Annotated in this window: 20 protein-coding genes, 1 riboswitch and 1 other annotated feature; of the genes, 14 read left to right on the top strand and 6 right to left on the bottom strand. The window is 44.3% G+C overall.

Features of this window, described 5'->3' with window-relative positions; translation table 11 throughout:
• Window positions 1-71: 71 nt before the first annotated feature.
• Window positions 72-338 carry a DksA/TraR family C4-type zinc finger protein gene (locus tag AACR09_RS11635; RefSeq protein ID WP_017093538.1) on the top strand — a complete coding sequence of 89 codons (267 nt, stop codon included), beginning with the start codon at window positions 72-74 and terminating at the stop codon, window positions 336-338.
• Between the two features lie 104 nt (window positions 339-442).
• Here AACR09_RS11635 and bioA read toward each other — a convergent pair whose 3' ends face one another.
• Window positions 443-1,720, bottom strand: a complete 1,278-nt coding sequence (gene bioA, locus AACR09_RS11630; RefSeq protein ID WP_193835007.1) for an adenosylmethionine--8-amino-7-oxononanoate transaminase — start codon at window positions 1,718-1,720, stop codon at window positions 443-445.
• Between the two features lie 159 nt (window positions 1,721-1,879).
• Here bioA and bioB point away from each other — a divergent pair, with 159 nt between their 5' ends.
• From bioB to bioD, 4 genes are read left to right on the top strand one after another with little or no spacing between them, the layout of a single operon-like run.
• A complete protein-coding gene (bioB, locus tag AACR09_RS11625; protein WP_004734551.1) occupies window positions 1,880-2,932 on the top strand; it encodes a biotin synthase BioB in 1,053 nt (350 codons plus the stop codon).
• Window positions 2,919-4,130, top strand: a complete 1,212-nt coding sequence (bioF, locus tag AACR09_RS11620) for an 8-amino-7-oxononanoate synthase (protein WP_193835006.1) — start codon at window positions 2,919-2,921, stop codon at window positions 4,128-4,130. Before bioB ends, bioF begins: the two co-directional genes overlap by 14 nt.
• Complete coding sequence (bioC, locus tag AACR09_RS11615; protein ID WP_108150658.1) at window positions 4,131-4,934, top strand: malonyl-ACP O-methyltransferase BioC; 804 nt, start codon at window positions 4,131-4,133, stop codon at window positions 4,932-4,934. It abuts the gene before it with no gap.
• Window positions 4,931-5,614: a dethiobiotin synthase gene (gene bioD / locus AACR09_RS11610; RefSeq protein ID WP_029225749.1), complete on the top strand. Its 684-nt coding sequence runs from the start codon at window positions 4,931-4,933 to the stop codon at window positions 5,612-5,614. The genes bioC and bioD overlap by 4 nt, the downstream gene beginning before the upstream one ends.
• 110 nt (window positions 5,615-5,724) lie before the next feature.
• On the opposite strand, the gene AACR09_RS11605 is transcribed toward bioD, so the two are convergent.
• Complete coding sequence (locus tag AACR09_RS11605) at window positions 5,725-5,892, bottom strand: hypothetical protein (protein WP_004734547.1); 168 nt, start codon at window positions 5,890-5,892, stop codon at window positions 5,725-5,727.
• Between the two features lie 277 nt (window positions 5,893-6,169).
• Here AACR09_RS11605 and htpX point away from each other — a divergent pair, with 277 nt between their 5' ends.
• Window positions 6,170-7,033: a protease HtpX gene (gene htpX / locus AACR09_RS11600; protein WP_010439977.1), complete on the top strand. Its 864-nt coding sequence runs from the start codon at window positions 6,170-6,172 to the stop codon at window positions 7,031-7,033.
• Between the two features lie 261 nt (window positions 7,034-7,294).
• Here the strand turns inward: htpX and purB are convergent, their stop codons facing one another.
• From purB to mnmA, 3 genes are all read right to left on the bottom strand, one after another.
• Window positions 7,295-8,665, bottom strand: a complete 1,371-nt coding sequence (gene purB, locus AACR09_RS11595; RefSeq protein WP_017083261.1) for an adenylosuccinate lyase — start codon at window positions 8,663-8,665, stop codon at window positions 7,295-7,297.
• 143 nt (window positions 8,666-8,808) lie between these two features.
• Window positions 8,809-9,426, bottom strand: a complete 618-nt coding sequence (gene hflD, locus AACR09_RS11590; RefSeq protein WP_004734565.1) for a high frequency lysogenization protein HflD — start codon at window positions 9,424-9,426, stop codon at window positions 8,809-8,811.
• 53 nt (window positions 9,427-9,479) lie between these two features.
• Window positions 9,480-10,616: a tRNA 2-thiouridine(34) synthase MnmA gene (mnmA, locus tag AACR09_RS11585; protein ID WP_193835005.1), complete on the bottom strand. Its 1,137-nt coding sequence runs from the start codon at window positions 10,614-10,616 to the stop codon at window positions 9,480-9,482.
• 203 nt (window positions 10,617-10,819) lie between these two features.
• On the opposite strand from mnmA, the gene AACR09_RS11580 reads away from it, so the two are divergent.
• Window positions 10,820-11,089, top strand: a complete 270-nt coding sequence (locus AACR09_RS11580; RefSeq protein ID WP_004734567.1) for a hypothetical protein — start codon at window positions 10,820-10,822, stop codon at window positions 11,087-11,089.
• 102 nt (window positions 11,090-11,191) lie between these two features.
• Complete coding sequence (locus AACR09_RS11575; RefSeq protein ID WP_004734568.1) at window positions 11,192-12,496, top strand: inosine/guanosine kinase; 1,305 nt, start codon at window positions 11,192-11,194, stop codon at window positions 12,494-12,496.
• Window positions 12,497-12,662: 166 nt separating this feature from the next.
• On the opposite strand, the gene AACR09_RS11570 is transcribed toward AACR09_RS11575, so the two are convergent.
• Complete coding sequence (locus AACR09_RS11570; RefSeq protein WP_004734569.1) at window positions 12,663-13,073, bottom strand: H-NS family histone-like protein; 411 nt, start codon at window positions 13,071-13,073, stop codon at window positions 12,663-12,665.
• 364 nt (window positions 13,074-13,437) lie between these two features.
• Window positions 13,438-13,615: riboswitch (Lysine riboswitch) on the top strand.
• 112 nt (window positions 13,616-13,727) lie between these two features.
• On the opposite strand from AACR09_RS11570, the gene AACR09_RS11565 reads away from it, so the two are divergent.
• The 6 genes from AACR09_RS11565 (at window position 13,728) to hisH (ending at window position 20,823) form a co-directional block, all read left to right on the top strand.
• Window positions 13,728-15,320 carry a Na+/H+ antiporter NhaC family protein gene (locus AACR09_RS11565; protein ID WP_193835004.1) on the top strand — a complete coding sequence of 531 codons (1,593 nt, stop codon included), beginning with the start codon at window positions 13,728-13,730 and terminating at the stop codon, window positions 15,318-15,320.
• A gap of 189 nt (window positions 15,321-15,509) precedes the next feature.
• Window positions 15,510-15,645 (top strand) — a sequence feature (His leader region).
• 53 nt (window positions 15,646-15,698) lie between these two features.
• A complete protein-coding gene (gene hisG, locus AACR09_RS11560; protein ID WP_029222074.1) occupies window positions 15,699-16,595 on the top strand; it encodes an ATP phosphoribosyltransferase in 897 nt (298 codons plus the stop codon).
• On the top strand, window positions 16,595-17,914 hold the full coding sequence (gene hisD / locus AACR09_RS11555) for a histidinol dehydrogenase (RefSeq protein ID WP_017094422.1): 1,320 nt from the start codon (window positions 16,595-16,597) through the stop codon (window positions 17,912-17,914). Before hisG ends, hisD begins: the two co-directional genes overlap by 1 nt.
• 9 nt (window positions 17,915-17,923) lie before the next feature.
• Window positions 17,924-18,964: a histidinol-phosphate transaminase gene (gene hisC / locus AACR09_RS11550; protein WP_193835003.1), complete on the top strand. Its 1,041-nt coding sequence runs from the start codon at window positions 17,924-17,926 to the stop codon at window positions 18,962-18,964.
• Between the two features lie 131 nt (window positions 18,965-19,095).
• Entirely contained in the window at window positions 19,096-20,184 is a 1,089-nt protein-coding gene (gene hisB / locus AACR09_RS11545; protein WP_054541046.1) for a bifunctional histidinol-phosphatase/imidazoleglycerol-phosphate dehydratase HisB, read from the top strand.
• A 24-nt stretch (window positions 20,185-20,208) separates the two neighbouring features.
• Window positions 20,209-20,823 carry an imidazole glycerol phosphate synthase subunit HisH gene (gene hisH, locus AACR09_RS11540; RefSeq protein ID WP_017094420.1) on the top strand — a complete coding sequence of 205 codons (615 nt, stop codon included), beginning with the start codon at window positions 20,209-20,211 and terminating at the stop codon, window positions 20,821-20,823.
• The last annotated feature ends 12 nt before the right edge of the window (window positions 20,824-20,835 follow it).

The raw sequence follows: 20,835 nt of genomic DNA, 5'->3' as shown, positions 1-20,835 counted from the left end.
TCAGAAATGGTTATAATGCGCTCTTACCGCGGTAGGTACAAATTTTCTCATGCAAATACAGAGGAGGACTTATGGCCGTAGGATGGGCAGGTGACGATAGCGTCAGTCAGCAAATTCAAAATACCATTGATGATGAGATCTCTCGTGTAAGAGGGAATATTCAAAGTGGGGAAAGCTTGCATTATTGTGACGAGTGCGGTGATGAGATATCAGAAAAGAGACGGCTAGCGATTAAAGGCGTGCGTTTCTGTATTGGATGCCAGTCCATGTTTGAACACGTTGCGCATCGTCACTTATTGTTCAATCGCAGAGCAAGTAAAGACAGCCAACTTCGTTAGAAGGCGGTCGTTCTCTATTGTCAATAATAATGAACCGACCTCTCCTTAACTTCAATATTGCAGATAGCAAATGAACCAGCAAGGAGAGGTAATAGCTTTGTCTTCTATTTAAAGCAGTGGCGATCTTTTAATGCGCAATCAATAGCGGAAACAAGTTTCTCGATGTGCTCAGGCTTGCTAATGAACGGAGGCATCATATAAATCAACTTACCAAACGGGCGTATCCAAACACCTTGCTCTACAAAGTGCGCTTGAATGGTTTCCATATCGACAGGTGTGTGGGTTTCAACGACGCCAATCGCGCCCAACCAGCGAACGTCTTTGACAAGATCATGCTCTCGCAACGGTGGTAGCAACTCAGAGAAAAGCTGTTCAATCTGCTGAGTCTGATTTTTCCAATGACCTTGCTCGATGATGGATAAACTTGCCGCACCGACTGCGCAAGCCAATGGGTTACCCATAAAGGTTGGCCCGTGCATAAAGCAGCCCGCTTCACCGCCACATACCGTGTCAGCAACGTCTTTACTCGCAAGCGTCGCTGACAGCGTCATATAGCCGCCAGTTAAAGCCTTGCCTACGCATAAAATATCGGGTTGAACATCGGCATGCTCACAGGCGAACAGTTTGCCTGTTCGGCCAAATCCGGTCGCAATCTCATCCAAAATAAGTAATACGTTGAATTCATCACACAGCAAGCGAACCTGTCTCAGGAACTCAGGGTGGTAGATGCGCATGCCGCCAGCGCCTTGAACGATAGGCTCTAAGATTACGGCGGCAACTTCTGCATGATGGGCTGTGAGTTTCTCTCGAAAGCTATTGATGTCACTTGAATTCCACTCATCCCAAAAGCCAGTCTTTGGTGAATCAGCAAAAATATGTTCAGGTAGAAAGCCTTTGTAAAGGCTATGCATCGAGTTATCCGGATCGGTCACTGACATCGCCGCAAAGGTATCTCCGTGGTAACCATCTCTTAGCGTTAGGAACTTTGAACGAGGTTGCCCTTTAGCATGCCAGTACTGCAGTGCCATCTTAAGGCTAACTTCCACGGCCACTGAACCTGAATCGGCCAAGAATACGTGCTCTAGATTACTTGGCGCTAGTTTCAACAACTTCTTACATAAATCGATAGCGGGCTGGTGGGTGATACCGCCAAACATAACGTGTGAAACCTTATCGATTTGGTTGTGAGCCGCAGCATTGAGCTCTGGATGATTGTAGCCGTGGATGGTTGACCACCAAGATGACATACCATCAATAATTCGTTTTCCGCCTTCTAATTCTAGATAAACACCGTCTGCGTTGGTGACTGGGTAGCAGGTCAGAGGTGTTAACGTTGATGTGTAAGGATGCCAGATATGCTGGCGATCAAAGGCGAGATCCATAGTAACTTCCATTCTTGGTGTGATTAAAAAATAACCAAATGTAAACTTTTGATATTATCAATGTGTTGACAGTCTAAAGCTTGTCGGTAGACTAGCCAAGCATAAATGCAATCTCTATTAATAGGGATGCAACATCAAATAATAAAAAAGGATCGACACGTGGAAGTTCGTCATGACTGGACAGTTGCTGAAGTAACAGCACTGCTTGAAAAACCGTTTATGGATTTAATGTTTGAAGCTCAAGTCGTTCATAGACGGTACCAAGAGCACAACCACGTGCAAGTGAGTACGCTTCTATCGATAAAGACGGGTGCTTGTCCTGAAGATTGTAAGTACTGTCCTCAAAGTGCTCACTACCGAACGGATGTCGACAAAGAACGCTTAATGGAAGTCGAGCGTGTTTTGGATGCTGCGCTAAAAGCTAAGAATGCGGGCTCAACTCGCTTTTGTATGGGCGCTGCATGGAAAAACCCGAAAGAGCGCGATATGCCTCACCTTACCGACATGATCAAAGGTGTGAAAGGCATGGGTTTGGAAACCTGTATGACACTGGGCATGTTAACGCCCGATCAAGCGGGTGAGTTAGCGGATGCGGGTTTGGATTATTACAACCATAACCTTGATACGTCTCCTGAGTTCTACGGCAGCATCATTACTACTCGAACTTACCAAGATCGTTTAGATACCTTATCTCATGTGCGTGATGCCGGTATGAAGATCTGCTCTGGTGGTATTATTGGTATGGGTGAAAGCACCAATGACCGTGCCGGCTTACTTGTTGAACTTGCTAACCTTCCTGTACACCCTGAAAGTGTGCCAATCAACATGCTCGTAAAAGTGAAAGGCACACCGATGGAAAACGTCGACGATGTTGAGTCTTTCGATTTTATCAAACTGATTGCCATTGCTCGTATCATGATGCCAATGTCTGCGGTTCGTCTATCAGCGGGTCGTGAGAATATGAATGAACAGATGCAAGCGATGTGTTTCATGGCTGGCGCGAACTCTATCTTCTACGGTTGTAAGCTACTGACTACACCAAACCCAGATGAAGACACGGATATGCAGCTGTTTAAGAAGTTAGGTATCAACAGCCAACAAGTGGCTCAGAAGCCTGATGAAATTCAAGAAAACGAACTGTTAGATCAAGTGGTGGAGCGCGTTGCTGCTCGTCCAACGAAAGATGACATGTTCTACGATGCCACTGTTTAAATCTCGCATCAAAAGTGCCCTTGCTCATCGCCGTGAGCAAGGTTTAACTCGTCAACTTAAGGTACTCGAAAACAGCAATAGCCCTTTGCTTAATAGTGAAGGTTCTCGCTTCATTAACTTTTCGAGTAATGACTATTTAGGCTTGGCAAACGATCCTGAACTGGTCGATGCATGGCAAACCGGACTTTCCCAATATGGTGCTGGCAGTGCAGCATCGCCATTGGTCACGGGCTTTAGTCCTGCTCATCGAAATTTAGAGGCTCAGCTGTGTGAATGGCTTGGCTTTGAACGTGCCATTCTCTTTAGTTCTGGTTTCAGTGCTAATCAAGCCTTGTTGTTTTCTCTGATCGAGAAAGACGATTCTCTACTGCAAGATAAGCTTAACCACGCCTCTTTGATGGAAGCGGGGATGCTTTCTCCTGCGACAATGAAACGTTTCAAGCACAACGATACGCAGCACCTCGAGTCTTTACTAAGTCGCTCTCCACAATCGTTAGTCGTGACTGAAGGTGTGTTCAGCATGGATGGCGACAAAGCGCCTCTTAGCCAGATATTTAACCTGACTAATCGATACGACAGTTGGTTGGCGGTTGATGATGCCCACGGTATTGGCGTATTAGGTGATAAAGGGGCTGGGAGCTGCAGTGCGGCACAAATCTCACCTGATATCTTGGTGGTGACTTTTGGTAAAGCATTTGGCCTTTCTGGTGCTGCGATTCTTTGTTCGTCAGAGGTGGGTGACTACTTAACTCAGTTTGCTCGTCATCATGTGTATTCGACAGCGATGCCACCTTCACAAGCGGTGGCTTTGTCTCATGCGTGTAAGATGATTCAGACGCAAGAGTGGCGTCGTGAGAAGTTGACAGAACTTGGCGCCCTTTATGCTGAGCAGGTGAGTGGCGTGAAAGGCTTTATTGATACTCAGATCCCAATCAAGCCGTTTGTGATTGGCGAAGCTCAAGCTGCATTATCTATTGCCGAAGAATTAAAGTGTAACCAAGTTTGGGTAACGGCAATAAGGCCACCAACGGTGCCTATTGGGACTGCTCGTTTACGAATTACGTTAACGGCCAATCACAGTCAGGAACAGATTCTTCAGTTAACTGATTCGTTGCTTCAAGCAATAGAGCGAAACAACGACTCTGAAAGCCAACCAAGCATAGAATCAAGCTTTGAATTAAAGAAAGAGGCTCAGTAAATGTCACAAGAAGCAGTAGTGCATAATTACGTAGGCCAAGATAAGAGTGCGATTGCCGAAGCCTTCGGTAAAGCAGCGACAACGTATGACAAACACGCTGAATTTCAGCGCGATGTCGGCCACCGACTCCTAGACAAGCTACCGAGAGACCTCTCTGGCTTAAAGGTGCTCGATTTAGGTTGTGGTACTGGCTACTTCTCTGAGCAGATGGTAAAGCGTGGTGCTGAAGTGGTGTGTGCTGATCTTTCTGTTGGAATGTTAGAAAGGGCAGAGCAGCGCTGTGGTGCATCGGTTTCTTTATATCAACAAGCCGATGCTGAACAATTGCCGTTTGAAGATGGGTGTTTTGACATCGTTTTTTCAAGCTTAGCGTTGCAATGGTGTGATGATTTATCCTCACCTTTACAAGAGATGAAGCGCGTTGTAGCGGTTGGCGGACGTGTAATTTTCTCAACTTTGCTTGATGGGTCACTGTTTGAACTGGAAAAATCATGGTCCAAAATTGACGCACATCAACACGTTAACCATTTTATTACAATCAATCAGGTAAAAATTGCGTTAGCGCAATCTAGCTGTACTGCTCATCAACTAGACTTGCCCACCATCACCGTTTGGTACGACACTGCGTTTGAACTGATGCGCGACCTTAAAGGTATCGGCGCTAATCACGTAAGTGGTCGCTCACAAGGTTTAACAAGTCGCCGCATGTTGCAGCTTGTTGAACGGGAATATCGAGAGTTTAAAAACCATCAAGGTTTCTTACCAGCAACATATCAAGTTTGTTTAGGGGTTATTCAATTATGATTGATGCATTATTCATTGCAGGTACGGATACCGAAGTGGGAAAAACTGTGGTTTCAAAAGCGATTCTTCAAGCTTTGGCCGCACAAGATTTATCAACAATTGGCTATAAGCCAGTTGCTGCAGGGTGTGAACAATACCCTGAAGGGTTACGTAACAGTGATGCATTGCACCTTCAAGAAGCTGCGACGCAAGATGTTGCTTACGAAGACGTTAACCCGTATGCATTGTTGCTACCATCATCGCCTCACATCGCGGCAAAGCATGACGGTGTCGTGGTTGATGAAGCGGTATTATCAGCGAAGCTAGAACAGCATAAGCAAAACTCTGACATCGTTTTAGTTGAAGGTGCTGGTGGTTGGCGTGTACCCGTTTCAGATGACGAATACTTATCTAGTTGGGTTAAGAAAGAGCAGCTTCCAGTTGTCCTGACTGTTGGTATTAAGCTGGGTTGTTTGAGCCACGCTCTGTTAACTGCTGAAGCGATTCGTGCAGATGGTCTAAACCTAGTAGGTTGGGTAGCGAACCGCATTAATCCAGGCACTGAACATTATGCTGATATTATTGCGATGCTTGAAGACAAGCTAGGTGCGCCGAAGTTAGGTGAAATCCCTTACGTACCAAGAGCAAAGTCTAAGAACATTGGTAAGTACATTGATGTGCAGCCTTTACTTGCGCTTTGATTCTCACCTTGTGTACTAAATAAGAAAAGGGCTGCGATTGCAGCCCTTTTGCTATGTTAAGCCTTTAGACCATACGTTTGTAAAAACGGGTCTTTTGAACAAGTTTGGGATTAATGTTCTTTTGTCAGTCCCATTAATGCTTGTTGCGTTTCTGTGATTTTTGTCTGTGCCGTTTGTGGTGTTAGGACCCCAATCTGCTTTTTTGCTTCTTCTTCAGTAATCCCTAGGTGACAGCACAGTAAATCGATAGCCATTTGAGTGTTAGTACCTTCAACCATGATCCTTCCCTTTTTGTACATGGACTAGCCAATAAATCATCTGAGGTCACTGTAAACGGATTGTTATATCGACACCATACGACTTAGGTCTAATAGACCGTGATTAACTCATCTACAATCTCGTAATCAAATGTTGCAATTTAATGCTTAACCTTGTTTTCTTAATCTAAGACTATATGTATAAGTAAGTATAAGTCTTCAAGGTTGGAATCTATTGCTGTCTGCCTTGTCTATAACAATAAGTTTTATAAAAACAGCTTTCATGCGGAGATAAGTAATGAAGCGAGTAATGTTGTTCCTTGCAACCAACCTTGCGGTTGTATTGGTACTAAGTGTTGTTCTTAATATTGTATATGCAGTCACAGGTATGCAACCAGGAAGCCTTTCAGGCTTGTTGTTAATGGCTGCGGTGTTTGGTTTTGGCGGCTCATTCATCTCATTAATGATGTCAAAGAAAATGGCGCTACGCTCAGTAGGCGGCATGGTCATTGAAAGCCCACGTAACGAAACAGAACATTGGTTGATGGAGACGGTAAGCCGTCAATCTCAACAAGTTGGTATTGGTATGCCAACAGTGGCGATCTACGACTCGCCTGACATCAACGCATTCGCGACGGGTGCTAAGCGTGATGATTCATTGGTAGCAGTATCAACAGGCCTGCTGCACAACATGACGCGTGATGAAGCTGAAGCAGTATTAGCGCATGAAGTGAGCCACATCGCGAACGGCGATATGGTGACCATGACGTTAATGCAAGGTGTAGTGAACACGTTCGTTATCTTCCTATCTCGTTTCATCGCCAACATTGTTGCGTCGAATGACAACGAAGAAGAGGGCGGCAGCAACATGATGGTGTACTTCGGTGTGTCTATGGTGTTGGAATTGGTATTTGGTTTCTTAGCAAGCTTCATTACGATGTGGTACAGCCGTCATCGTGAATTCCATGCCGATGCAGGTGCAGCGAACCTAGTAGGTAAAGAGAAGATGATTGCAGCGCTAGAGCGTCTAAAGGTGAGCCACGAGCCACAACTAGAAGGCTCTATGATGGCGTTTGGTATCAACGGTAAGAAGTCTCTAACTGAGCTTCTAATGAGCCACCCGCCGCTAGACAAGCGTATTGCTTCTCTACGTAACATGTAATCTCTAAAGCTGCTTTCGTTAAGCGGTAATATGTATTCTAAAGGCTTCCTTCGGGAGGCCTTTTTTGTACTTGCTGCTTAAGAAAAGGAACGGATGCCTGTCTAATGCGGTTTGCAGTATTTGAATGGGGGAGGCTAGTTGGAGAAGTCAGGTTTGATTGACGGATGTTGTTTTATTTAGGGACTACTGTTCGAAACATTTGTTCTACGCAACAAAAAGGCTTCCACGTGGGAAGCCTTTGTTTATTCGTTTGTTCGAATCTTACAGCTTGTCAGTCAGCTCGATTGCTTGACCGATGTAGTTCGCTGGTGTCATCTCTTTCAGGCGAACTTTCTCGTCTGCAGGGATTTCAAGACCATCGATGAATGCACGCATGCCTTCGCCATCTACACGTTTACCACGAGTTAGCTCTTTTAGCTTCTCGTATGGCTTCTCGATGCCGTAACGACGCATTACTGTTTGTACTGGTTCAGCCAATACTTCCCAGTTCTTGTCTAGTTCAGCAAGTAGCGCAGCACGGTTGACTTCTAGCTTGCTAATACCTTTCAGAGTCGAAGTGTATGCAATGATTGCGTAGCCAACACCAACACCTAAGTTACGAAGAACTGTAGAGTCAGTAAGGTCACGCTGCCAGCGAGAAACTGGAAGTTTTTGTGCTAGGTGGCTAAATACTGCGTTCGCTAGACCAAGGTTGCCTTCAGAGTTTTCGAAGTCAATTGGGTTAACTTTATGCGGCATTGTAGAAGAGCCAATTTCGCCAGCAATAGTCTTCTGCTTGAAGTGACCAAGAGCGATGTAGCCCCAAACGTCACGGTCGAAGTCTAGAAGGATAGTGTTGAAACGAGCAACTGCATCGAATAGCTCAGCGATGTAATCGTGAGGTTCGATTTGAGTTGTGTACGGGTTCCAAGTTACGCCAAGAGATTCAGTGATGAACTCTTCGCTGAACTGGTGCCATTCAACTTCTGGGTATGCAGAAAGGTGTGCGTTGTAGTTACCTACAGCACCGTTGATCTTCGCTAGGATCTCAACGTTTTCGATTTGCTTGTATTGACGTTCCATACGGTACGCAACGTTAGCCATCTCTTTACCCATAGTAGAAGGAGAAGCAGGCTGACCGTGTGTACGAGACAGTAATGGAATGTCACGGTACTCGTTCGCAAGTGCTTTGATAGCATCAATTACGTTACGGATTTCTGGAAGAATCACGGTATCACGAGCTTCTTTAAGCATAAGCGCGTGAGAGGTGTTGTTGATGTCTTCAGAAGTACATGCAAAGTGAATAAATTCATTTACAGCGTGAAGTTCAGGAACGCCAGCAACTTTCTCTTTCAAGAAGTACTCAACCGCTTTAACGTCGTGGTTAGTCGTGCGCTCGATCTCTTTGATACGTAGAGCATCTTCTTCACTGAAGTTAGCTGCTAGTTCATCAAGAAACTGGTTAGCTTCTGCACTGAACGCTGGTACTTCTTTGATTGCATCTGTAGCTGCAAGCTTTTGTAACCAACGAACTTCAACGATAGAGCGGTACTTTAGTAGGCCAAACTCACTAAAGATGCTGCGTAATGCAACAGTCTTGCTTCCGTAACGGCCGTCTACTGGTGAAACAGCAGTCAATGCTGACAGTTCCATGGTGTTCTCCTGAATTGAGTTTTCTAAATTTTGAGAGGTTTATACCAGTAACAATCTCAATTGTCACGCATATTGCGCAATCGTTTGCGTGAGAATTGTGTTGGTACAAAAAACAAGCTCGCGACGAGGCGCGAGCTAATAAATTACATGCGAGCTAGCAGGATTTGAGCTTGCTCGATCATCTTCTTGCGACCGAAGATAAGGTGGCGACGTTTACCACCAACCTGGCGCCAAAGAACAGCGCTTCGAATTCCTGACAGAAGGAGTGCACGAACTTTGTGCTGGCTCGATGTCTGTTGAAGTACTGCTGGCGTACCAGAAACCTGAATACGAGGGCCAATAGGACTCACTACATCTAAGTAGATGCTCGCAAGGTTGCTGATCATTTGCTCGTCAAACAGATCGAAGTGCTCAGTTTGACGCTCTGCAGTTTGAATGCGATCGCCAAGCTGTGACATAGAGTCATTACGAGCAGATAGTTTACGTTCAAGCGCCATCAAGCTGATGATGTAGCGAGTAATGTCGCTACCAGCAGGAGTACTGTCGATACCTTTTACTAAGCATTCAAGGCCTAGCTTTAGGTTCGCCTCACGGCCAAATACACCCACAGTGTTCGCTGGGTTAGTATTTAAAATGGCATTGAGTGAAGCTTCGAAGGCATCTTTATCACAACGGCCGTCTTTCGCTACTTGTTGAACCAAAGCCACAGCTTGGCAAATTCCAGCGAAAGCAATAGTACGGTCATAAAGTGTATTAGCCACGTAGTAACTCCTAGTTGTTTTCTATCGTTTGTTGTTCGTTCGATTAGATTCGATTAGATGCGCTTTTCAATGATACCACCACCAAGACAGACTTCATCTTGGTAGAACACAGCCGACTGGCCTGGCGTTACAGCGATTTGCGGCTCATCGAAGATAACCTTAATGTTATCATCGTCAATTGGGATGATTGTACAAGGAATATCAGTCTGACGGTAACGTGTTTTTACCGTGCATGCCATAACTTCAGTAATTGGTGTGCGATTTACCCAATGAAGCTGAGAAGCGATCAAACCTTCTGATTTTAAAAGAGGGTGGTCTTTACCTTGTACCGCGATCAGAACATTACGTTTAAGGTCTTTTTCACCAACAAACCATGGGTCTTCATTACCGCCACCGCCTTTGGTGCCACCGATATGCAGGCCTTTACGTTGACCTAGCGTGTGGTACATCAAACCTTGGTGTTGACCAATAACTTGGCCTTCAGGTGTCTCGATGTTACCTGGTTGAGCCGGTAGATATTTGCCAAGGAATTCTGTGAACTTACGCTCACCAATAAAGCAGATACCTGTTGAGTCTTTTTTCTTCGCTGTGATCAAGTCTTGCTCTTCAGCAATGCGTCGCACTTCAGGCTTCTCTAATTCACCAACTGGGAATAGGCTGCGTGCCACTTGATCTGAACTTAGCGTATATAGGAAATAGCTTTGGTCTTTGTTGCCGTCTAAGCCACGTAGCATTTCTGGTTTTACGCCAGCATCGAGCTCTTCTTGTGTTGGGAAAGTACGACGAACATAGTGACCCATCGCGATGTAGTCTGCGTCTAATACTTCATCCGCAAACTCTAAGAATGCTTTGAATTTGATTTCTTTGTTACAAAGGATATCTGGGTTCGGTGTACGACCCGCTTTGTATTCTTCAAGAAAGTACTCGAATACATTATCCCAGTACTCTGCTGCAAAGTTGATAGTGTGAAGGTGGATACCTAGTTTGTCACATACCGCTTGAGCATCAGCAAGGTCTTCAGCTGCCGTGCAGTATTCTTCGTTATCGTCTTCTTCCCAGTTTTTCATGAAAAGGCCTTCTACCTGATAGCCTTGTTGCTGAAGAAGATACGCCGATACTGACGAATCTACACCGCCGGACATACCGACAATTACTTTCTTTTCGCTGTTTCCAGAGCTGATATCTGACATGTCTAAACACCGTTACTATTACTTGGTCGCAGATTCTAACAGAAAGAGAAACACCGCGACAGATCCGAGACCGGAATCACAGTTTCATTTGCACAAATATTGCGCTGAATTCGTTAGAGAATCGCATGAACGCGAGGAGACTCGCTAGGATGTCAGATCTATATGTGGCATAGTCGCTCGAAATCCAAGACCTGAGATAAAAAATGTCTGAACAAAATGAGTTTATGCAAGAAGAACAGTTGATCGAGATTATCGAAAACCAACTTGAAGATGGCCAACCTGTGAAAGTGAAAGAGACGCTGATGCGTTTAATGATGACAGGAACTCCTCGTGAAGAGGCGATTGCGGCTATGGCATGTGCACTGGCTATTGAAGTATTTGATGTAATGAAAAACGGCGCTGAGTTTAATCAAAAACGTTACGCCGAGCATTTGGGTATGCTACCTGACTTAAGCTTTATGGAAGGCGAATAAAAAAATAGCCTCGCAAACGTTTGCTATAGTTTGAAAGATTGCCGCGTTAAATATAGCGCGGTAGAATCCGCCACCTATTTCCCCTTGACTTAGACTAGCCTTATGAAATTCCCTGGACAACGTAAATCAAAGCACTATTTTCCGGTTCACGCTCGTGATCCTTTAGTAAGCCAAGCTCAAACTAGTAAAAGAATGTCACGTACTCATATTATCGGTATTGATCAAACTTTGGTGGATATTGAAGCGAAAGTGAGTTCTGAGCTAATCGAAAAATATGGCCTAAGTAAGGGACACTCACTGGTTATTGGTGATGAAGCTGCTGAATCCTTGTATCAAGAATTAAAAGAACAGTGCCTGATCACCAATGAATACGCTGGTGGCACAATTGGTAATACATTACACAACTATTCAGTACTTGCGGATGACCGTTCAACGCTATTGGGTGTAATGAGCCAAGATATTAAGATTGGTAGCTACGGTTACCGCTATTTATGTAATACATCAAGCAGAATGGATCTGAACCATTTACAAGGGGTAGATGGCGCAATTGGTCGCTGCTTTGCATTAATTACAGAAGATGGTGAACGTACTTTCGCAATTAGCGAAGGACAAATGAACCAATTAAAACCAGAAAGCATCCCTGAGAAAATTTTCAAAAGTGCTTCTGCTTTAGTGTTAACGGCGTATTTAGTTCGTTGTAAACCAGGTGACCCTATGCCTGAAGCAACAATGAAAGCTATCGAATACGCGAAGAAATACGATGTGCCTGTTGTTTTAACTCTTGGTACTAAGTTCGTTATTCAAGATGATCCAGAGTTCTGGAAAGATTTCCTTGAACAGCACGTCACTGTTGTTGCAATGAATGAAGACGAAGCTGAAGCCTTAACAGGAGAAAGCGATCCGCTTGCTGCTTCAGACAAAGCACTAGAGTGGGTAGACTTAGTTTTATGTACGGCAGGCCCTGTTGGCTTATTCATGGCGGGTTATACTGAAGACGCGGTGAAGCGTGAAACTTCATTGCCGTTGTTACCAGGCTCGATTGCAGAATTTAACCGCTATGAGTTTAGCCGTCCTGCACATAAAGAGTTATGTGACAACCCAACGAAAATCTATTCGCATATCGCGCCTTACATGGGTGGTCCAGAAAAGATCAAGAATACCAATGGTGCAGGGGATGCGGCGCTGTCGGCTTTATTACATGATATGGCAGCAAATAAATATCATAAAGAAAATGTACCGAATTCTAGCAAACACCAACATGCATTTTTAACGTATTCATCTTTCTCACAAGTTTGTAAATATTCAAACCGTGCAAGTTATGAAGTGTTGGTTCAGCACTCTCCTCGCTTGTCTCGTGGCCTTCCTGAAAGAGAAGATAGTCTAGAAGAAGCATACTGGGAAAGATAAGATATCTTTTTCATTTATATTTCTAATAGTGAAATATAAAAAAGGCTCCGAAAGGAGCCTTTTTTGTTTCTGAATATATTGAAGCCGTAAATAATACTTTAGTCGACTTAATATTAATTCTATTGCTTAGTGTTTTATTGATTATTCACTTAGCAAACATGATGCCTTAAAGAGCAAACTCTTCTAGAGATTTACCAGCATCTAGCTGTTCTTGGATAGCTGAAGGCGTACGGCCTTGACCTGTCCAAGTTTTCTCGTCGCCGTTTGCGTCTACGTATTTGTATTTCGCTGGGCGAGGAGCACGTTTAGCTTTAGTTGTTTTAGATTTTGCTTCACCAGAAAGTGCAGCAATAAGATCTGCAACATCAATTCCGTCTTTTGCAATTTGTTCAGCAATAGCAGAAAGCTTAGCTTCTTGCTCTGCTTTAGCAGCACGTTCTTCAGCTTCAGACTCTTGACGCTCTTGTACAACAATAGTCAGCTTGTCTAGCGCTTCTTCAAGTTGCTCAAGAGTTAATTCACGTGAGAACGCACGAAGGCTGCGGATATTTAATAGTGTTTTTGTTAATTCAGACATGATATTTCCCATCAAGGTAAACTAAATAATCCTCCTAATAATAAACAGAGCCTAGGAATAAAACAAATAGTATTTCTTGTATTGGTTATTTAAATATAAAAGTGAGATGAATAGTTGAAAAAGAAACGACTCACTTTTGATGAATTTATAATAATTATTAAGATTATCTTAAAAATCGATATGTGACTGGTGGAGTAATTGTTATATGTAGACTATTTTTTTATTGATTAGTTCATTAACAAAAAGACATTTTTGTCGGAATGATATGTTGCATTGTTGCTCTTGATGGGTACAATTGCGGCTACCTGATGCGATGCTTTGGTTAATTTGTTGTTAAATTCTGGTTTACACAGTTAATAATGTTATCGCACGTAGAGGTGCAATTATAAAAAGTAGTTTTCGTTGGGGTGATGCCAATGAGCGGGAATGAAAGGTCTAATTGCCGAAGTAAATTGTATATCTAAGCAATTTGCTGGGGTTGTGCTCAATAGGTACAACACTGCCATAGTCTTAATTTTAAACTATGGAGCGCTACTGTAGGGTTGGGTGAAGTGTTCACTTCCCTTTCGCTTAGTTCAACATGAGCTTGATAAGTCGTATCAAGTTTGTCTGCAGTAGATCTCTAGCCAAATAAAAAACTGGTTTTTGAAGATCATGAATTTAATAGATTTTGCAACATCGCCTTTATCGCTGCTTCCTCCTTTGGTTGCATTGACTTTAGCAATTGTTACCCGCCGTGTATTGGTTTCCTTAGGTGTTGGTATTTTTATGGGTGCGATTCTACTTGCTGACTACTCAGTAGGTAACGCAGCTAGTTACGTGTTCACTAAAGCATCTGGTGTTTTCATCGAAGATGGTGGCATTAACACTTGGAACATGAGCATCATCGCATTCCTAATTATTCTCGGAATGACAACTGCATTACTCACACTATCTGGTGGTACTCGCGCATTCGCAGAGTGGGCACAGTCTCGTGTGAAGAGCAAACGTGGTTCAAAACTACTTGCTGCCTTCTTAGGCGTATTCATCTTTGTCGATGATTACTTCAACAGCTTAGCGGTAGGTGCTATCTCTCGCCCTGTAACAGACCGCTTCTACGTATCTCGCGCTAAGCTAGCTTATATTCTAGATTCTACCGCTGCTCCAATGTGTGTGATTATGCCGGCTTCTAGCTGGGGTGCTTACATCATCACTATTATTGGTGGCATCCTAGTGACACACGGTGTGACAGAGTATTCTGCACTGGGTGCTTACGTTCGTCTTATCCCAATGAACTTCTACGCTGTGTTCGCACTATTAATGGTATTTGCCGTTGCGTGGTTCGGTCTAGACGTTGGTAAGATGCGTGAACATGAGATCGAAGCATCTCAAGGCCGTGGCTTTGAAGGCGACAACGATCAAAAGCAAGCTCACGATCTAAACGAAGAGCTAGACATTCAAGAGAGCGAAAACGGTTCTGTTTCTGATCTCGTTATGCCAATCGTATCGTTAATCGTAGCAACAGTTGCCGCTATGCTTTACACGGGTGGGCAAGCGCTGGCTGCTGACGGTCAAGCATTCAACCTGCTTGGTGCGTTCGAAAATACAGATGTAGGCAAGTCTCTTGTTTACGGTGGTGTTTTAGGTCTGCTTGTTGCGCTAGCGACAGTGTTTAAGCAAAAGCTACCAATGTCTGATATCGCAAGAACAATGTGGATCGGTGCTAGCTCTATGTTTGGCGCTATCCTGATTCTTGTGTTCGCTTGGACTATCGGTTCTGTCATCGGTGACATGAAAACAGGTTCGTACCTGTCATCTCTAGCAACTGGCAACATTGATTACCACTGGCTACCGGTTATTTTGTTCCTTCTTGCTGGCCTAATGGCATTCTCGACAGGTACATCTTGGGGTACGTTCGGTATCATGCTTCCTATCGCGGGTGACATGGCTGCAGCTTCTGACATCGCGCTGATTCTACCGATGTTAAGTGCGGTTCTTGCTGGTTCTGTATTTGGTGACCACTGTTCTCCAATCTCAGACACAACGATTCTGTCTTCTACAGGTGCTCGTTGTAACCACATTGACCACGTATCGACTCAGCTTCCTTATGCGCTGTCTGTGGCGTTCGTATCGTGTATCGGCTTCATCACTCTAGGTATGACATCATCAACTGGCATCGCATTCGGGGCAGCGTCTCTAACGTTTGTGGCAGTATGTTTTGCATTGGCTTATTTCTCACGTTGTAAAATGTTGACGTGCAAAAGCTAATCATCACTTGATTGAATAATGAAAAGGGAGGCGTTTGCCTCCCTTTTTTTGTGCTCGTTAATTTAATTTTAAATTTCGTGAAAAAAGTTCGAATAAATGGTTGAAAAAGGGTGTCAGCTTAGTTAGTGTGGAGACAAGACAGCAAACAACCTAAGAGCTGATAAGTATGCGTAAATTAGTAATGAACATTCATCACCATCATCACCCTATCTAGTCTTTCGGGGAGATTTACGTATACCCGGGAGCAAGAATTCTCCCGGAGGTTAAGTCAAAGAATTTAGATTTAAACCCTCGGGACGACAAAGTCTTCCGAGGGTTTTTTAGTTTTAGCACTTTTAAATAATCAATAAATTCAAATATTTGCACAGGGATACAGCAATGCAGACACAACGCCTAAGAATCGCAATTCAAAAGAAAGGTCGCTTAAGTAAAGAGTGCCAAGATCTACTTAAAAAATGTGGTGTTAAATTTAACATCATGGGTGAGCGTTTAGTTGTTCATTCACTAAATATGCCAATCGACTTGTTATTAGTTCGTGATGACGACATCCCAGGTCTTATCATGGATGGTGTGGTTGACCTTGGTTTCATCGGTGAAAATGAACTAGAAGAAGTTCGCCTAGACCGTGTTGCTTTAAAAGAGCCATCAGAGTTTCGCACACTACGTCGTTTAGACTTCGGTGGTTGCCGCCTTTCTATCGCGATTAACAAAGACGAAGAATACAACGGCCCACAAGATCTAGCAGGCAAACGTATTGCGACAACTTACCCACAACTACTGAAAGCCTACATGGATGAGCAGGGTGTTGAATTCAGCGCTTGTATGCTAACGGGTTCGGTTGAAGTTGCGCCTCGCGCAGGCCTAGCAGACGCTATCGCCGATTTAGTTTCTACAGGCGCTACGCTAGAAGCGAACGGCCTAAAAGAAGCAGAAGCTATCTTCCAATCTAAAGCAACGTTAATTCAACGCACTGGCGAATTTGATGCAGACAAAGAAGCATTAATTGAAAAACTACTGACTCGTATGCAGGGTGTTCAACAAGCGAAAGAGTCGAAGTACATCATGCTTCACGCGCCAACATCTCAGCTAGAGCAAATCAAAGCATTATTGCCTGGCGCTGAAGATCCTACTGTTCTTCCACTATCAACAGACAAAGACAAAGTTGCCGTTCACCTTGTAAGTACCGAGAACTTGTTCTGGGAAACTATGGAACAGCTGAAAGAGTTGGGTGCAAGCTCGATTCTAGTATTACCAATCGAAAAAATGATGGGGTAGTGACGATGAGAACCGTTGTTTGGCAATCTTTAAGTGAATCACAGCAAGACTCGGTACTAGAGCGTCCAGCTATTACTGAAGGTGCAAACATCACAGCGACTGTTTCTGATGTTATTGCAAAAGTACGAAATGAAGGCGATGCCGCACTTAAAGAACTGACTGAAAAGTTCGATCGTGTGACTCCAGAATCCATTCGAGTCAGCTCGACTGAGATTGAAGAGGCATGTGCTCGTTTAACACCAGAAATGAAGCAAGCGTTAGAACAAGCTTATAGCAATATTGCTAAGTTTCACGAAGCTCAGAAGCCGCAGCCAATTAAGGTTGAAACACAGCCAGGTGTGGTGTGTGAGCAAGTGACACGCGCTATTAATACTGTTGGACTCTATATTCCGGGTGGCAGCGCGCCACTTCCGTCAACGGTTCTTATGTTAGGTGTACCCGCTCAAATCGCGGGTTGCCGCAAGGTTGTGCTTTGTTCACCTCCGCCAATCGCGGATGAAATCTTGTATGTCGCTAATCTTTGTAAAATCGATGAGGTTTACAATGTAGGTGGTGGTCAAGCCGTTGCGGCGATGGCTTACGGTACGGAGAGTGTCTCTAAAGTAGATAAAATTTTCGGTCCTGGTAATGCGTATGTAACGGAAGCTAAGCGCCAAGTGAGTAACGACTTCCGTGGTTCTGCGATTGATATGCCGGCAGGCCCATCGGAGGTGATGGTGATTGCAGACGAAACTGCGGATGCTGACTTCATTGCTGCTGATCTACTGAGCCAAGCTGAACATGGCCCAGATTCACAGGTTGTATTAGTAACACCATCGCCAGTTATTGCCGACCAAGTAACCGATGCGGTTCAGAAGCAACTGAAAGAACTGTCTCGTGCGAACATCGCTCAGCAAGCATTGGCTTCAAGCCTAATCATCATTGCTGAATCGATCACTCAAGCGATTGCGATTTCTAACTTCTATGGTCCAGAGCACTTGATTGTTCAGACCAAGAACCCACGTGAATTGCTGCCGTTGTTAGACAATGCCGGTTCAATCTTCCTTGGTGACTGGTCTCCAGAATCTGCAGGTGACTACGCATCAGGTACAAATCACGTTCTTCCTACTTACGGCTATACCAAAACCTATTCAAGTCTAGGTTTGGCTGATTTCTCTAAGCGTATGACGGTACAAGAGTTAACGGCTGATGGCTTGAAAGGCCTAGCGCCAACGGTAGTTACAATGGCGGAAGCCGAAGGTTTGGACGCACACAAACGTGCGGTGACCATCCGAGTTGAAAAATTAAATCGATTTGAACAGCTAAATAAAGCGAAATAAGGGTAGGGCATGGAAAAGTTAGCAAGAAAACAAGTTCAGGCTCTTACACCTTACTTGTCTGCAAGACGCATTGGTGGCAGCGGAGATGTGTGGCTAAACGCTAACGAGTCTCCGTTTGATAACGAGTACAACCTAAACCTGTCTCGTCTTAATCGCTACAGCGAGTGCCAGCCTAAAGAGCTGATCGATGCTTACGCTCAATATGCAGGCGTGAAATCAGAGCAAACGCTGATCACTCGTGGCGCTGACGAAGGTATCGAACTTTTGATTCGAGCTTTCTGCGAGCCGAACGAAGATTCGATTCTGTACTGCCCTCCTACTTACGGTATGTATGCTATCAGTGCCGAGACGATTGGTGTTGAGCGCAAGGTTGTGCCTTTGACGGCTGAATGGCAATTGGATCTTCCTGCTATTGAAGCTCAACTAGACAACGTGAAAGTAGTGTTTGTTTGTAGCCCAAACAATCCAACGGGTAACTTGGTTGATCGCAAAGACATCATCAAACTGCTTGAAATGACGCAAGACAAAGCGATTGTGGTGATGGATGAAGCGTATATCGATTTTTGTCCAGAAGCGTCAACGGTCGACTTGCTTGAGCAATACCCGAACCTTGCGATTCTGCGTACCTTGTCGAAAGCTTTTGCTCTGGCGGGTTTACGTTGTGGCTTTACGCTGGCGAACAAAGCGCTTATCGATGTACTGTTGAAAGTGATTGCGCCTTACCCGGTTCCAATTCCAGTTGCTGACATTGCCGTTCAAGCGCTTTCTGAACAAGGGCTTGCGCGAGCGAAGTTCCAAGTTCTGGATTTAAGTGCTAACCGAGCGTATTTGCAAGCTGGTTTGTTGAGTATGCCTCAAGTGACGGTATTTGATGGTTGGGGTAACTACCTGCTGGTTAAATTCCCGAACGGCGATGAGTTGTTCAAAGCGGCATGGGATACGGGTATTATTTTGCGTAATTCACCTATTGAAGACTGTGTTCGTATTAGTATTGGTAACCGAGAAGAGTGCGAAAAGACACTTGGATTCATTCGTAACTTTTTTCAGTAACGAAAGGCTTACCATTAATAACATTTGTCAGTCTGAGTTGATTAAAAACAGACTGGCAAATGAAACCAATATTTTGGGTTAGCGTTTGATTTTAGCTAGGCCAGCAGATTTAAAATTAAAAGGAAGTTCAAGTGAGTAAACAACAGAAAATACTTTTTATAGACCGTGATGGCACCTTAATTGTTGAGCCGCCAGTCGACTTTCAAGTAGACCGTTTAGACAAACTAAAATTCGAACCGCTAGTGATCCCTAGCCTACTGGCATTGCAAGATGCGGGTTACCGCTTAGTGATGGTCACTAACCAAGATGGCCTAGGTACCGACAGCTACCCACAAGAAGATTTCGATGCGCCACACAATATGATGATGGAGTTCTTCGAATCTCAAGGCGTTAAGTTTGACGATGTACTTATTTGCCCTCACTTTGACGAAGACAACTGCTCTTGCCGTAAGCCTAAACTGGGTATGGTTAAAGAATACCTACAAGGCGGCAAAGTCGACTTCCAACACTCTGTTGTCATTGGCGATCGAATGACGGATCTTCAACTTGCTGAGAACATGGCAATTCGTGGTATCCAATACGGCCCGGATGCAGAAACGGAAGGCACACTCAACTGGCCACAGATCGTTAAAGATTTAACGGTTAATGCTCGTGTTGCCGAAGTGGTTCGTACAACGAAAGAAACTGACATTAAGGTAGCCGTAAACCTTGATGAAACCGGTGGTAACAAGATCGATACTGGCATGGGTTTCTTCGATCACATGCTTGATCAAATCGCGACACATGGCGGTTTCCAGATGAACCTGACTGTGAAGGGCGACCTACACATTGATGATCACCACACAATCGAAGACACCGCTCTTGCTTTAGGCCAAGCACTTAAAGATGCATTAGGCGACAAACGTGGTATCGGCCGTTTCGGTTTCAGCTTGCCTATGGATGAGTGTTTAGCTCAGTGTGCTTTAGACCTTTCTGGTCGTCCGTACCTAAAATTTGATGCTAAGTTTAGCCGCGAGCAAGTGGGTGACCTTTCTACGGAGATGGTGGTTCACTTCTTCCGTTCTTTAACCGATACACTGGCTTGTACATTGCACCTTTCTTCAGCTGGCAATAATGATCACCACATTATTGAGAGCCTGTTCAAAGCGTTTGGTCGTACTCTTCGTCAAGCAATCAAAGTTGAAGGTAATGAGTTACCAAGCAGCAAAGGCGTTCTGTAAGGCTAACGTTAGCAAGGAAAAACAATGAAAGATCAAAAAGTCGTTATTATTGATACTGGTTGTGCCAACGTTTCCTCAGTGAAGTTTGCTATTGAACGCCTGGGCTATACAGTTGAAATTTCAAAAGAACCAAAAGTTGTTCTTGCTGCGGACAAGCTGTTCCTACCCGGTGTAGGTACAGCAAGTGAGGCAATGAAGAACCTGCAAGAGCGCGACCTTGTTAGCCTTGTGAAACAAGTAGAGAAGCCTCTGCTGGGTATCTGTTTAGGTATGCAACTGTTAGGTAAACTGTCTCAAGAGAAAGGCCAAAAGGCTGACGCGCTGGTTGAATGCCTAGGATTATGTGATGGCGAAGTTCGTTTACTTGAAACGGGTGATTTGCCATTACCACACATGGGTTGGAACACAGTAACCGCGACACCTAACCACCCTCTATTCAAAGATATTGAAGAGGGCGAGTACTTTTACTTTGTACACAGCTTCGCAATGCCAGTGGGTGACTACACAATCGCACAATGTGATTACGGTAATCCGTTTACTGCCGCAGTGCAAAGTGGCAACTATTATGGTGTTCAGTTCCACCCAGAACGTTCGTCAAAAGCTGGCTCTAAGCTGATTCAGAACTTCTTGGAATTGTAATAAGGATTTGGC

The organism is Vibrio sp. OPT20, assembly GCF_963889365.1.
GTDB lineage: Bacteria > Pseudomonadota > Gammaproteobacteria > Enterobacterales > Vibrionaceae > Vibrio > Vibrio splendidus.
The sequence above is the reverse complement of the archived record's forward strand: the minus strand, read 5'-3'. Positions and strand labels throughout refer to the sequence as shown.